Source organism: Kribbella sp. NPDC050241, assembly GCF_044459685.1.
GTDB lineage: Bacteria > Actinomycetota > Actinomycetes > Propionibacteriales > Kribbellaceae > Kribbella.
Map to the genome: position 1 here is coordinate 1 of NZ_JBITJE010000014.1, position 13,467 is coordinate 13,467.

Here is a 13,467-nt window from a genome sequence, read left to right on the forward strand (position 1 = left end):
GCCGACCACGTCTTCGTCATGAAATCCGGCACCCTCGTCACCCAAGGCACCCCCGAAGACGTCTTCACCTGCGACACCATCCGCGACGTGTTCGGGGTCGAGTCCAAAGTCGTGCCGCACCCGGTCAGTGGTAAACCGATGTGTATCCCGCTGCGCGCCGGGCTCAGAGCTCAGCTCTCAGTGGCAACCGGATAAGGAGTACTGCATGACGTTGAGTCCCGCGGAAGCGGCCGAGCGGTCGGAACGGGTCGCACCGAAGCTGCGTGAGCACCTGCCGCTCACGCCGTTCGTCCGCTTCGGCGCGTTCAGTGACGAGCTCGGCGCCGAGGTGCTGGTGAAGTCCGAGCACCTCCAGCGCACCGGCTCGTTCAAGGCACGCGGTTCGATGGCGAAGATCCTGACACTGACCGACGAGCAGCGCCAGGCCGGTGTGGTGACCGCCTCGACCGGGAACCACGGACTCGGTGTCGGCAACGCGCTCGCGACCCTCGGCGGGCACGGCATCGTCTACCTGCCGGAGAACGCGTCGCCGAGCAAGGTCGCCGCGCTGCGCCGGCTCGGCCTGGAACTACGGGCCGAGGGCAACGATTCGGGTGTGCTCGAACCGAAGGCCCGGGCCTACGCGGACGAACACGGCCTGACCTACGTTCCGCCGTACAACGACCCGGACATCATCGCCGGGCAGGGCACGGTCGCTGTGGAGATCCTCGAGCAGCTCGGCGGCGAACCGCTCGACGCGGTGGTGGTCGCGGTCGGTGGCGGCGGACTGATCAGCGGCGTCGCGTCGGTGCTCAAGAAGCACCTGCCCGGCATCCGTGTGTACGGCGCCTCGCCGGTCCGCGACGACGCGATGGCGGCGTCGGTCCGAGCCGGCGAGATCATCCAGGTCGACGCCCAGGCGACGCTCTCGGACGGTACGGCGGGCAGCGTCGAACCAGGCAGTATCACGTTCGAGCTGTGCCGTGAGCTGGTCGACGACTGGGTGCTGGTCAGTGAGGACGCGATCAGTGCCGCGCTGCGGATGGTGATCGACACCGAGCACCAGTTGATCGAAGGCTCCGCCGCGATGGCCTTCGCCGCCACGCGCGCCCGGCGGACCGAACTCGAGGGCAAGCGCGTCGCCGTGGTGTCCTGCGGCGGCAACATCTCCGCGTCCACGCTGGTGGCCGCGCTGGCCTGACCCTCCCTGCCGATGCACCCGAGGTGACTCCCTGATCACCTCGGGTGCTTCGGCATGCCCGCGGCCGGGTGCGGCCCGACGTACGAGACGGTGCGTTGACACTCCCGCATCTGTGTAACTATCGTTTCGTGCAACAGATGTTGCAACTGACAGAGGGATGGTGAGAGATGGACGCGGCAACGTGGGGGTTGATCGTCGCGACGTTCGTCGCGTGTTTCGTGGAGATGGTGGAAGCCACCACGATCGTCATGGCGATGGGCTACACGCGGAGCTGGAAGTCGGCGCTGGTCGGTACGTTCGCGGCGCTCGGTGCGCTCGCGGTGGTCACCGTGGCGGCCGGCTACGCGCTGGCGAACTGGCTGCCGGAATCGGCGCTGCAGCTGGCGATCGGCGGTCTGCTGCTGATCTTCGGCCTGCAGTGGTTGCGCAAGGCGATCCTCAGATCGTCCGGGCGTAAGGCGGTCCACGACGAGGACGCGATCTACCGCGAGGAGGTCGAGGCGGCGAAGGCGGCCGGCGAGAGCAAGAGCGGCCTGGACCTGTTCGCCTTCATGGTCTCGTTCAAGGGCGTCTTCCTGGAGGGCATGGAGGTCGTGTTCATCGTGCTCACCTTCGGCCTGAACGCGGACAACATCCCCGGCGCCAGCCTGGGTGCGGCCGCGGCCGTGGTCATCGTGCTCGGCATCGCGATCGCGCTGCGCCGGCCGCTGTCGATGATCAACGAGAACCTGCTCAAGTACGGCGTCGGCCTGCTGCTCGCGTCGTTCGGGACCTACTGGGCGGTCGAGGGCATCGGCATCTTCCGCGACGGCCGCGAGAGCCTCGACTGGCCGGGCCACGACCTGATGATCCTGGTCCTGCTGGCCGCCTGGCTGCTGCTCAGCCGGATCTTCGTGAGCGTGCTGCGCAAGCCCGCCGTACCGGCGCCGGTCGTGGCCGGCGACATCCCTGTGGAGGTGAAGAAGTGAGGTTCCTCAAGGCGTTCGGCCAGTTCTGGTACGACTTCATCATCGGTGACGACTGGAAGATCGCGGTCGCCGTGGTGCTGTCGCTCGTCGTCCTGTTCGCCGCGATGACCGCCGGACTGTTCGGTGACACCGGACTGACCCTGCTCGGCGGCGCGCTGATCATCGTCGCGTTCAGCATCAGCCTGGCCATCGACGTACGACCGAAGAAGCGCTGAAAACCCAAGCCCTGTTGACGATCGGCCCCGGCCGCGCCTGTGCGCGACCGGGGCCGCCGTACGTCCGGCGGGAACGTTCTGTAGCAATCACAACATCTATTCAAAATCTCGTAGTATCTGCTACGGTGAGGTCGAGGCGCCGATCCATCCGTCCCCGAACCGGAGGTCCGACCGTGACTCCTTCCCAACCTGAGCAGGTGATCGCGCCGTGATGCGCGACACCGCCGAGACTGTGCTGGCCCTGCTGCCCGCGGACGTGCAGTACGGCGACATCCGGGTGGTCCGGCGCACCCACGAACAGGTCCTCGTCGAGCTGGACGGTCCGGGCGAGGTCGGGTACGACGACTCGCTCGGCCTCGGGCTCCGGGTGCTGATCGGCGGCCAGTGGGGTTTCGCCGCCACCCATCGGCTGGACTCCCGCGGCCTCGACGCCGTGATCGCGCAGGCGGTCGGCCAGGCGCGGGCGACCGGCGGAGGCGGCCACGTGAACCTCGGTGCGCCGGTGACGACCCGGGCCACCTGGTCGTCGCCGATGCGGATCGATCCCTTCGAGGTCCCGCTGAGCACCAAGCTCGACCTGCTGTCCGCCACCGTCAAGGAGGCGTCGACCGCGGGTCCGCTGGTCCAGCAGATCGAGGCGTCGATCGATCTGTACCGCGACGAGAAGGTGTTCGCGAACACCGAGGGCGCACTGATCGAGCAGACCCTGACCGAGAGCGGCGGCGGTCTGATGGTGAACGCCGGCAACGGCGACGACCTGCAGCGCCGATCCTTCCCGCAGGGCGTCCCGCGGCAGATCCGCGGCCAGCGGGGCGACTTCGCCACCGCCGGCTGGGAGCACGTCGAGTCGCTCGGCCTGGTGGAGAACGCGGCCCGGGTCGCGTCCGAGGCGGTCGCGCTGCTGACCGCGCCGCAGTGCCCGGACGAGGTCACCACACTCATTGCCGGAGGCAACCAGCTGGCGATGGTGCTGCACGAGTGCGCCGGCCACCCGATGGAGGCCGACCGCGCGCTCGGCACCGAGGCCAGTCTGGCCGGCGGTACGTACGCGACGCCCGAGCGCCGGGGCAATTTCCGCTGGGGCTCACCGATCGTCTCGGCGTACGCGGACGCGACCATCCCCGGTGGGCTCGGCTCCTTCGGGTACGACGACGAGGGTGTGCCGGCCCAGCGCACTCAGTTGGTGAAGGATGGGATCTTCCTCGGCTACATGTCCGGCCGGGAGTCGGCGGCGGCGCTCGGCGATCAGCCGACCGGTGCGTCCCGGGCCGATGGCTGGCAGCGGTTGCCGCTGGTGCGGATGACGAACATCTGCCTGGAGCCGGGGGAGTCCTCGCTCGAGGAGATGATCGCCGGCACCAAGCGCGGCATCCTGGTCGACACCAACCGCGGCTTCTCGATCGACGACCAGCGGATGTCGTTCCGCTTCACCACCGAACTCGGCTGGGAGATCCGCGACGGCAAGCTCGGCCGGCTGCTGAAGAACTGCAGCTACCAGAGCGTGACCCCGCAGTTCTGGGCCGGACTGGACGCGCTCGGCGGACCGGACGAGTGGAAGTTGCACGGCGTCCCGTCGTGCAACAAGGGCGAGCCGCTGCAGGTGGCTCATGTCGGTCACGGCACCGTGCCGGGACGTTTCCAGAACGTGCAGGTGGGACGATGAGCATCGAGCGGACAGACATCGAGCAGGCGCTGGAGATCCTCGGGCCGGGCAGCCGGCTGGACGTGCTCGGCGAGAACGCCGACCTGCTCCGGTACGCCGAATCCGAGATCACCGCACAGCACAGCGAGCGCAGGCTGCGTGTCCGGGTCAAGGTGAACCGGGACGGACGGATCGCCGGCGGCACTCTGGAGACCCTCGACCCGGACGCCGTGCGCGTCCTCGCCGATCGGCTCAACGCCGCCCTCGCGGAGCTCCCCACGTCCGACTCGACGGACAGCGCCCCCGATCAGCCGGTGGCCGATGGTGAGCAGGTGCCGGTCGAGCCGGCGCAATCCATCGTCGACTGCGACCCCGCCGTACGGCACCAGTGGTTCAGCACCGTCCGCGACGGTCTGGATCCGGCCGCGCGTCTCGGCGGTGCGATCCGGTACGACGTACTGGACCGTGTCGTCGCCGACTCGACCGGGGTGTTCCGGTCCGAGACGTTGACCAAGGCATCGATCCAGGCGATCGCCAAGCAGGACGGACAGTCCGCGAGCGTCAAGCTGGTGCACCGCGATGCCGACCTGATCCCGGTCGGCGATATCCCGGGTCGGCTGCGCGAGGCGTTGCGCCCGTTGCCGGTGCGGGAGAAGTTCCACGGCAGCTGCCGGGTGCTGCTCAAGCCGTCAGCGGTGAACACGCTGATCGCCACCTTCGGCCTCTGGGCTCTCGGTGCGCAGCACTACGCGAGCGGGCGGTCGGTGCTGACCGGGCGGTTGGGCGAGCAGGTGGTGAGCGAGCATCTCACGCTGGTCGACGACGCTAGCGACGCAGCCGGGCTGCTCAGCGGATTCGATGCTGAAGGCAACGTTCGGCGCCGGACGCCGTTGATCGAGCGCGGGGTGCTGACCGGACTGGTGTCCGACCGGCGCCGGGCCGGCCTGACCGGTGGAGTCCCGACCGGTCACGCCGTACCGGACGGTTGGCGATTCGGCGGCGATCCGGTTCCGTCGCACCTGCTGCTTGACGCCGGTGACGCAACCGAGGACGAGTTGCTCGCCGAGTGCGGCAGCGGACTGGTGGTGAACCGGCTCGACTACCTGCGGGTGCTGCACCCGAAGCAGACCCTCGTCACCGGTACGACGCGAGACGCCACCTACTGGGCCGAGGACGGCAAGGTGGTCGCCTGGCACCCGCAACTGCGGTTCACCTTCCGCATGGACGAGGTTCTGAACGCCGTTCTGGCTGTCGGCGCCGTCCGCGAGATCGGTGACCAGACCTTCATGGACAGCGTGGTCGTCCCGTCCCTGCTGATCGAGGCCGGACCACTCGTCCTCACCTGATCCAGCAGCGCCCCGTGTGCGTACGTGCTCAAGCCGCGGGGCGCTGCTGCTCCACCTCCTGGAGGCTCCATGCCGACGGTGACCACGCTCCTGACCGGTCACTTACTGACCTCGGACCAAGGCAACCCGGCCTTCTGCTCGGTGCTCCTGGTCGAGGACGGAAACCAGCGCATCCTGTTCGACTTCGGGCACGTCGGCCGTCGGCGGCACCTGCTCGAGGCCCTGACGGACCGAGGCCTGGCGCCAGGCGACCTCGACCAGGTGGTGCTGTCCCACGCGCACTGGGACCACGCGCAGAACGTCGACCTCTTCGCCGGTGCGCAAGTCTTCATCCATCCTGCCGAGCTGCCGCATCTGTCCGACACCCCGATCGCTCCGCGCTGGGCCAACGCGATGTTCGACGGCCTGGAGCTCCGCGAGGCGGTCGAGGGGCATCAGCTGATGCCGGGCGTCGAGATCATGGAGCTGCCGGGGCACACTCCGGGCTCGGTCGGGCTGTCGGTCGCGACCGCCGAAGGAACCGCCGTACTCGCGGCCGATGCGGTTCCGACCCTCGCCGTCCTCCGAGCCTGCCGGGCATCGGGCAGACCGTACGATCGAGAGCGCGCGGATGCCTCCGTCGAACGCGTCGCGGCGCTGGCCGACATCGTGTACCCGGGGCACGATCAGGCGATCCGCGTCGACGAGAACGGCGAGTTCTCCTACGCGGAGGAGCCGAAGCCGTTGGAATTCCGGGTCCCGTGAGCAGAGGAGTTGCCGTGGACACCATCCCCGAGCGGACGCCGAGCATGCTCGAGGATCCGCCGGAGGTCGACATCCGGGCGGCGGCGCGACTGCTGCGGTCCGAGTACGGCCTCGACGCCGAGGTGACCGAGCTGCGCAGTGAGCGCGACCGGAACTTCCTCGCCGAGGCCGACGGGCAGCGGCTCGTGGTCAAGGTGTCGAACTCCGGCGACGATCCGGAGCAGATCGCGATGGAGTGCGCCGCGATGGACCACGTCGCGGTGGTCGATGCCGGTCTGCCGATTCCGCGCGTGGTGACCAGCATCGACGGTCGTGCGGTGGTCATGGTCGACGCCGCGGACGGGCGCAAGCATCAGGTCCGCGTGATGACGGTGATGCCTGGCCAGGTCGCCGATCTCGCCGCGCTGCCCGAATGGTTCGCGGCCGACTTCGGGGCGGTGGCTGCCCGGTTGACCCGCGCCTTGCAGGGCTTCGGACATCCAGCGGCGTACCGGCGGCTGGACTGGGATCCGCGGATCGTCACAAGCCTTCGCGCGTACGCCGATCGCCTGCCGGAGGAGCATCGCCGCGAACCGATGCGGAGACTGCTCGATCGCTTTCAAGGACTCGATGCGGCGACGCGGGCGCTGCCCGGATCCGTGCTGCATGGCGACGTGACGTTGAGCAATGTGTTGATGCGGGACGGCGGCATCACGGGCGTGATCGACTTCGGCGACATGCACCACACCGCCCGCGTCGCCGAGTTGGCGATCAGTCTGACCTCGTTGCTGCGGGAGTCCGACGACCTCTGGGCGGACGCCGGCCGCTTCCTCGACGGGTATCAGCGGGTGCTTCCGCTCGAGCCGGCCGAGGTGGAGCTGATCGGTGAGCTCGTGCTCGCTCGGTCCGCGGCCAGCGTGCTCATCTCGGCTTGGCGTGCGCCGCTCTATCCGGACAACGAGGAGTATCTGACCAGCTTGGTAGCAGGAAGCTGGCGGATCCTCGACCTGTTGACCGCTGTGGAGCCTGCCGACCTCGCGCAGCGCTTTCATCGCCTGTGCGGCACCTCGCGGGTCGCGTCCGCACAGGCCGCCGATCCGACTTTGCTGGTACGCCGCGAGGCCGCGCTCGGCGGTGAGCTGTCGCCGCTGTTCTACCGGAAGCCGTTGCAGGTCGTGCGGGGTGAGGGCGCCTGGATCCACACGGCCGATGGACGACGGTATCTCGATGCCTACAACAACGTTCCCGTCGTCGGGCATGCGCATCCGGCCGTCGTACAGGCGCTTTCGCGGCAGGCCGCCGTACTGAATCTGAACTCGCGGTATCTGCATCCGAACGTGGTCGAGTTGGCGGAGCGGTTGGTCGCGTCGATGCCTGCTGGGTTGGACACGTGTGTGTTCGCGAACTCGGGAAGCGAGGCGAACGATCTGGCCTGGCGGATGGCGCGGGTGGTGACCGGTCGTGATGGTGCGGTCGTCGCGGATCTCTCGTATCACGGGGTCAGTGAGGCGACGGCGGCGTTCTCGACCAACACGTACCCGGCGTCCGCGCGACCGGCTCACGTGGCTGTCTTCGAGGCACCTCGGGACCCGTCGGATGACGGGATGGCGGCTGCACAGCGAGTCCGCAGCGCGCGTGGTGAGCTCGGGCGGGCTGGCCACGACCTGGCATTGCTTGCGGTGGACAGTGTGTTCAGCGGTGCGGGGATCCTGACGCCGGGGTCGTCGTTCATGCGCGGGTTGCAGGACGAGGCGCGGGCGTCCGGCGGGCTGTTCCTCGCCGACGAGGTGCAGGCCGGGTTCGGTCGCGGCGGGCGGAATCTGTGGCGGTTCGAGGACTTCGGGCTGACGCCCGACTTCGTCACGCTCGGCAAACCGATGGGCAACGGGCATCCGGTCGCGGCGCTGATCACCCGGCGGGAGATCGCGGAGGCGTTCGTCGAGGTCGACGAGTACTTCAGCACCTTCGGCGGGAACCCGGTCTCGTGCGTCGCCGCGCTGACCGTGCTGGACGTGATCGAGCAGACCGGCCTGGTCGCTCGCTCCGGTGAGGTCGGTGCGCAGTTGCGGGCCGGGCTGGAGTCGCTGGTGCCGGATCTGCCGGTGCGCGGGCAGGGCCTGATGGTCGGGGTCGAGATGCCGGGCGCCGGCGACTTTGCCGAGCGTTTGCGGGACAACGGCGTACTCGTCGGGACCACAGGGCCCGGTGGGGGAGTGCTGAAGATCCGTCCGCCGCTGATCTGGGAGTCGTCGCACGTCGAGGTATTCCTGTCGGCATTCGAGGCGGCACTGCGTTAGCTTGGGCGCGTGCGTGAACTCGTTGTGCTGGGCACCGGAAGCCAGGTGCCGTCGCGCGAACGCACGCAGAACGGGTACTTCCTGCGCTGGGACGACGAGGGATTCCTGTTCGACCCGGGCGAAGGGACCCAACGGCAGATGCTGTACGCCGGGGTCGCGGCCGGGGCGATCACGCGGCTGTGCGTCACGCACTTCCACGGTGACCACTGCCTCGGCGTACCGGGGATCGTGCAGCGCTTGTCACTGGACGGCGTGCAGCATCCGGTCCACGCGCACTACCCGGCGTCGGGGCAGACGTACTTCACCAGGCTTCGGTACGCCGCTTCGTTCTTCGAGCGCGCCGAGTTGCTCGAGGAACCGGTTGAGGACGACGGCATGCTGGCCGTCGGGTCGTTCGGTCAGCTCTGGGCACGGCGGCTGGAGCACTCGATCGAGTCCTTCGGCTACCAGCTGATCGAGCCTGATGGGCGCCGGATGCTTCCCGACAAGCTTGCTGCCGCCGGCGTCACCGGCCCCGCGATCGGCCGGTTGCAGCAGGCCGGTTCGCTGGAGGTTGACGGACGGGTGGTCCGGATCGAGGACGTCAGCGAACCTCGCCCGGGCCAACGCTTCGCGTTCATCATGGACACCCGGCTCTGCGACAACGTCCTGCGCCTGGCGGACGGTGCCGATCTCCTGGTGATCGAGTCGACCTACCTGTCGTCGGAGACGGAACTGGCCCGCCGCTTCGGCCACCTCACGGCTCGCCAAGCCGCCCGGGTCGCGGCGGAATGTGGCGTGCGGAAGCTGGTCCTCACCCACTTCTCCCAGCGCTACCTGGAGCCCGAACGCTTCCATGAGGAAGCCGCCGCCGAGTTCGCCGGCGAGATCGTGGTGGCCTCCGACCTCAGCCGCACCCCGGTCCCGTCCCGCCGCTAAAACGAACAGTGCATGACGAGCGGACCAACACCGCTCGATTCCCGTGATCGGCCAATTAACATCACCCACGAATGTAAATTGCCGATCATCAGGAGTCCCTCGCGTGAGCACTACCCGTCCCCTGCCGGCGGCGATCGCACTGGTCGGCATTGGCGCGGTGGTGGCGGTGGCGGTGTGGCGGCCCTGGTCAGGCTCCGCCGACGCGGCCGGTGGCCCGCCCCAGATCACCGTGTCCCGCAGCCAGTGCGGCCAGGGCTGGACCGGCGCGAAGACCGGTCGGCAGACGATCGTCGTACACAACACCGGCGACGCGGCGGCCGAGGTCGACCTCGTCGAGGTCAGCAGCAACAAGGTGTACGGCGAGGTGGAGGGCCTCGGCCCGAACACGAGCGCGCCGATGGACGTGCAGCTCGGCGCCGGGCAGTACGCGATCCGCTGCCTGATCGAGGACACCGACGCCATCACCGGTCCGACGGTGACTGTTGCGGGCGACGCGCAGGGCGGCCCGGCCGCGGTCGCCATCACCAAGAACGACATGTTGCCGCTGGTGAAGCAGTACGAGGCGGCCGTCGCCGGCGGCGTCGCCGATCTGGCGGTCAAAACGGACAAGTTGCGCGGCGACGTGGACGCGGGCAACCTGGCCGCCGCCCGGGCCGACTGGCTGCCTGCGCACCTGGCGTACAACTCGCTCGGTGCGGCCTACGACGCGTTCGGCGACTTCGCCGACAAGATCGACGGATCCGCCGGCTTCCATCCGCTGGAAAAGGGCCTGTGGCACAACGCTTCCGCTGCCGCCCTGAAGCCGATCGCGGACCAGTTGGCCGCCGATGTGCACGGGTTGCAGCACGACCTGCCGAACGAACAGGTGGATCCGAACGATCTCGGGCTGCGCGCCCACGAGATCATGGAGAACGCCCTCCAGTTCGAGCTGACCGGCGAGAACGACCAGGGCAGCGGTACGTCGCTGAACACCGCGCTGGCCAACCTGGACGGTACGGCGAGGGTGCTGACCATCCTGGACCCGGTGCTCAAGCCCCGTTACCCGGACCTGACCCAGGTGCAGACGTGGGAAGCCCGGGTGCGCACGCTGCTGACCGCGCACCGAAACACCTCTGTCGCTCAGCTGGACCAATCCACCCGGGAACAGCTCAACGGCGCGGTCGGTGAACTGTTGGAGCTACTCGCCCCCGTCGCGGCCATCTGCGAAGTACGAAGGAGCGCCTCATGAGCGGCGTCGGGCGTCGATCCTTCCTGCGCGGCGCGCTGGCCGGAGCCGGCGCGGCTGCGGTGACCGGGCTGACTGTGTCCGCCGACGCGGCGACGTCGACTTCCGTGGCGTTCCACGGCGTACACCAGGCCGGCATCACCACCGACCCACAGAAGCAGGCGATCTTCGCGTCGTTCGACGTGATCGCCGCGAACAAGGGCGAGCTCACCGACCTGTTCACGACGCTGACCGACCGGGCACGACTGCTCACCGCGGGCGGTGCGCTGCCGCCGCTGGGCATCACCGCCCCGCCGGCCGACTCCGGCGTACTCGGCCCGGACATGCCCTGCGAGGATCTGACGATCACCGTGGGCGTCGGGGCGTCGCTGTTCGACAACCGGTACGGCCTCAAGGACCGCAAGCCGGCGAAGCTGACGGCGATGAAGGAGTTCCCCAACGACAGCCTGGACGACAGCCAGTGCCACGGGGATCTGAGCCTGCAGCTGTGCGCTTCGGAGACCGACACCGTGCTGCATGCGCTGCGGGACATCGCCCGGCACACTCGCGGCGCGATGCAGCTGCGCTGGCGCGTCGACGGCTTCCAGAGCCCGCCGCGGCCGTCCGGCACGCAGCGCAACCTGATGGGCTTCAAGGACGGCATCGTCAAGCCGGAGCCGGCCGACCACGACAAGCTCGTGTGGGTGGGCAATGACAAGGACACGGCGAACGGCGAGCCGGCCTGGACCGAGGGCGGCAGCTACCAGGTCCTGCGCCAGATCCGGATGCTGGTCGAGTTCTGGGACCGGGTGTCGGTCGGCGAGCAGGAGAACATGTTCGGCCGGCGGCGGGACTCCGGCGCGCCGCTGGACGGCAACAGCGAGAGCGACATCCCCAACTACCCGGCCGACCCGACCGGCGGCGCGATCCCGTTGACCAGCCACATCCGGATGGCCAACCCCCGCACCGCGGACACGGCGGCCAGCCAGTTCCTGCGCCGCGGCTACAACTACGACAAGGGCACCGACTCGGTCGGGGACCTGGACATGGGACTGCTGTTCTGCGCGTACCAGCAGGACATCGCCCGGCAGTTCGAGGCTGTGCAGACCCGGCTGATCGACGAGCCCCTCGTCGACTACATCCGGCCGGTCGGCGGCGGGTACTTCTTCACGCTTCCCGGTGTACGGGACAGCAACGACCACTTCGGGCGGTCGTTGCTCGCATGAGTTACTCAGGAGGAGAAGGCATGCGTGCAAGACTTCGTGTCGCAGCCACGGCCACCGTGGCCGCGGCCAGCGTGTTGCTGGCCGGCTGTAGCGGCGGCGACACCAACCAGGTGGCCAACGCCGCCTATTCGTACAAGCCGGCCCATCCGGCCACACCGATCCAGCACGTGGTGGTGATCTTCGGCGAGAACATCTCGTTCGACCACTACTTCGGCACCTACCCGAACGCCACCAACGAGGACGGCACGCCGTTCAAGGCGGACCGGCACACGCCCAAGGTGAACGGCCTGTCCAAGCAGTTGCTGACCCACAACCCGAACGCCTACGACCCCAAGCGGTTGGCGCCGTCGCAGGCACTGACCTGCGACCAGAACCACGGCTACGGTCCGGAGCAGAAGGCCGTCGACGGCCGCAAGATGGACAAGTTCGTCGAGAACACCGAGACGGACAAGTGCACCGGCCAGCCGGTTCTGTTCGGCGAGCCGGGCCTGGTGATGGACTACTACGACGGCAACACCGTCACCGCGATGTGGAACTACGCCCAGCACTACGCGCTGAGCGACAACTCGTTCGACACCGTGTACGGCCCGTCCACCCCGGGCGCGCTGAACCTGATCTCCGGTCAGACCCACGGCGTCCAGGCGATGGACCCGAAGACCGGCAAGCCCACCACGGACGCGTACGCCGTACAGTCGCCCGACAAGAACGGCATCGGGACCGTCACCAACGACCCCGACCCGTTCTACGACGACTGCTCCAACAGCAACGGCAAGTCGACGAACAACCTGGCCGCGATGCACGGCCAGAACATCGGTGACCTGCTCAACCAGAAGCACGTCACCTGGGGCTGGTTCCAGGGCGGCTTCAAGCCGACCAGCACCGCCAACGGCAAGGCCGTCTGCGGTGCGCAGCACACCAACGTCGGCGGCATCGCGGCGCTGGACTACAGCCCGCACCACGCGCCGTTCCAGTACTACGAGTCGACGGCGAACCCGAAGCACCTGCCGCCGAGCTCGGTGAAAGCCATCGGTCAGACCGACCAGGCCAACCACCAGTACGACACGTCGGACTTCGACGCGGCCGTGGCGGCGAACAACCTGCCGTCGGTCAGCTTCCTGAAGGCCGGCGAGTACCAGGACGGTCACGCCGGCTACTCCGACCCGCTGGACGAGCAGGCGTTCGTGGTCAAGGAGATCAACCAGTTGCAGAAGTCCAAGGAGTGGTCGTCGACCGCGGTCGTCCTGGCCTACGACGACTCCGACGGCTGGTACGACCACGTGAAGTCGCCGACGGTGAACGGCTCCGAGGACGCCGCGCTCGACCAGTCGGCGCTGTGTGGCAAGGCCCCGGTGTCCGGCGGCTACGCCGACCGCTGCGGCTACGGCCCGCGCCTGCCGCTGCTGGTGATCTCGCCGTACGCGAAGACCGACCACGTCGACCACTCGCTGACCGACCAGACCTCGATCCTCAAGTTCATCGAGGACAACTGGCGGACCGGCCAGATCGGCGACCACTCGTTCGACCAGCGCGCCGGCAGCCTGAGCGGCATGTTCGACTTTCAGCACCCGAGCAAGAACAAGCTGATCCTGAACCCGAACACCGGAGCAGTCGTCACCAACCACTGACCCTCGGCAATCACCCTTCCCACCGGGAAGGGTGGTTGCCTACCGCTCCTGTGAACACCTTCTGGTGACTGGGCACAGGTCATGCCATGTCCGCGGTCCCCAGATCCTGTCCACGCCGCCGGG

The 13,467-nt window shown here is 68.5% G+C and carries 11 protein-coding genes and 1 pseudogene; all 12 read left to right on the forward strand.

The genetic code is table 11. From position 1 onward, the window contains the following. A pseudogene (locus tag ACIBG5_RS38310) lies at window positions 1-195 on the forward strand (hypothetical protein); the annotation flags it as partial. 10 nt (window positions 196-205) lie between these two features. Continuing rightward, window positions 206-1,180: a pyridoxal-phosphate dependent enzyme gene (locus ACIBG5_RS38315; protein ID WP_396396735.1), complete on the forward strand. Its 975-nt coding sequence runs from the start codon at window positions 206-208 to the stop codon at window positions 1,178-1,180. Between the two features lie 167 nt (window positions 1,181-1,347). Continuing rightward, window positions 1,348-2,148, forward strand: coding sequence for a COG4280 domain-containing protein (locus tag ACIBG5_RS38320; protein WP_396396736.1), 801 nt, complete (start codon window positions 1,348-1,350; stop codon window positions 2,146-2,148). Continuing rightward, entirely contained in the window at window positions 2,145-2,363 is a 219-nt protein-coding gene (locus ACIBG5_RS38325) for a hypothetical protein (protein ID WP_396396737.1), read from the forward strand. The genes ACIBG5_RS38320 and ACIBG5_RS38325 overlap by 4 nt, the downstream gene beginning before the upstream one ends. A gap of 211 nt (window positions 2,364-2,574) precedes the next feature. Beyond that, complete coding sequence (locus ACIBG5_RS38330; protein WP_396396739.1) at window positions 2,575-4,026, forward strand: TldD/PmbA family protein; 1,452 nt, start codon at window positions 2,575-2,577, stop codon at window positions 4,024-4,026. Further along, window positions 4,023-5,351 carry a metallopeptidase TldD-related protein gene (locus ACIBG5_RS38335; protein ID WP_396396741.1) on the forward strand — a complete coding sequence of 443 codons (1,329 nt, stop codon included), beginning with the start codon at window positions 4,023-4,025 and terminating at the stop codon, window positions 5,349-5,351. Before ACIBG5_RS38330 ends, ACIBG5_RS38335 begins: the two co-directional genes overlap by 4 nt. A gap of 69 nt (window positions 5,352-5,420) precedes the next feature. Beyond that, window positions 5,421-6,095, forward strand: coding sequence for an MBL fold metallo-hydrolase (locus ACIBG5_RS38340; RefSeq protein WP_396396742.1), 675 nt, complete (start codon window positions 5,421-5,423; stop codon window positions 6,093-6,095). A gap of 14 nt (window positions 6,096-6,109) precedes the next feature. Then, complete coding sequence (locus ACIBG5_RS38345; RefSeq protein WP_396396743.1) at window positions 6,110-8,371, forward strand: aminotransferase class III-fold pyridoxal phosphate-dependent enzyme; 2,262 nt, start codon at window positions 6,110-6,112, stop codon at window positions 8,369-8,371. A gap of 9 nt (window positions 8,372-8,380) precedes the next feature. Then, window positions 8,381-9,289: a ribonuclease Z gene (locus ACIBG5_RS38350; RefSeq protein WP_396396744.1), complete on the forward strand. Its 909-nt coding sequence runs from the start codon at window positions 8,381-8,383 to the stop codon at window positions 9,287-9,289. Between the two features lie 103 nt (window positions 9,290-9,392). Further along, the gene (locus ACIBG5_RS38355; protein ID WP_396396745.1) at window positions 9,393-10,517 is read left to right on the forward strand and encodes an EfeM/EfeO family lipoprotein; all 1,125 of its coding nucleotides are present in this window, start codon (window positions 9,393-9,395) and stop codon (window positions 10,515-10,517) included. After that, window positions 10,514-11,719 carry an iron uptake transporter deferrochelatase/peroxidase subunit gene (gene efeB / locus ACIBG5_RS38360; RefSeq protein ID WP_396396747.1) on the forward strand — a complete coding sequence of 402 codons (1,206 nt, stop codon included), beginning with the start codon at window positions 10,514-10,516 and terminating at the stop codon, window positions 11,717-11,719. Before ACIBG5_RS38355 ends, efeB begins: the two co-directional genes overlap by 4 nt. A gap of 20 nt (window positions 11,720-11,739) precedes the next feature. After that, window positions 11,740-13,344 (forward strand): phospholipase C, encoded by a 1,605-nt coding sequence (locus tag ACIBG5_RS38365; RefSeq protein ID WP_396396749.1) that lies wholly within the window; start codon window positions 11,740-11,742, stop codon window positions 13,342-13,344. The last annotated feature ends 123 nt before the right edge of the window (window positions 13,345-13,467 follow it).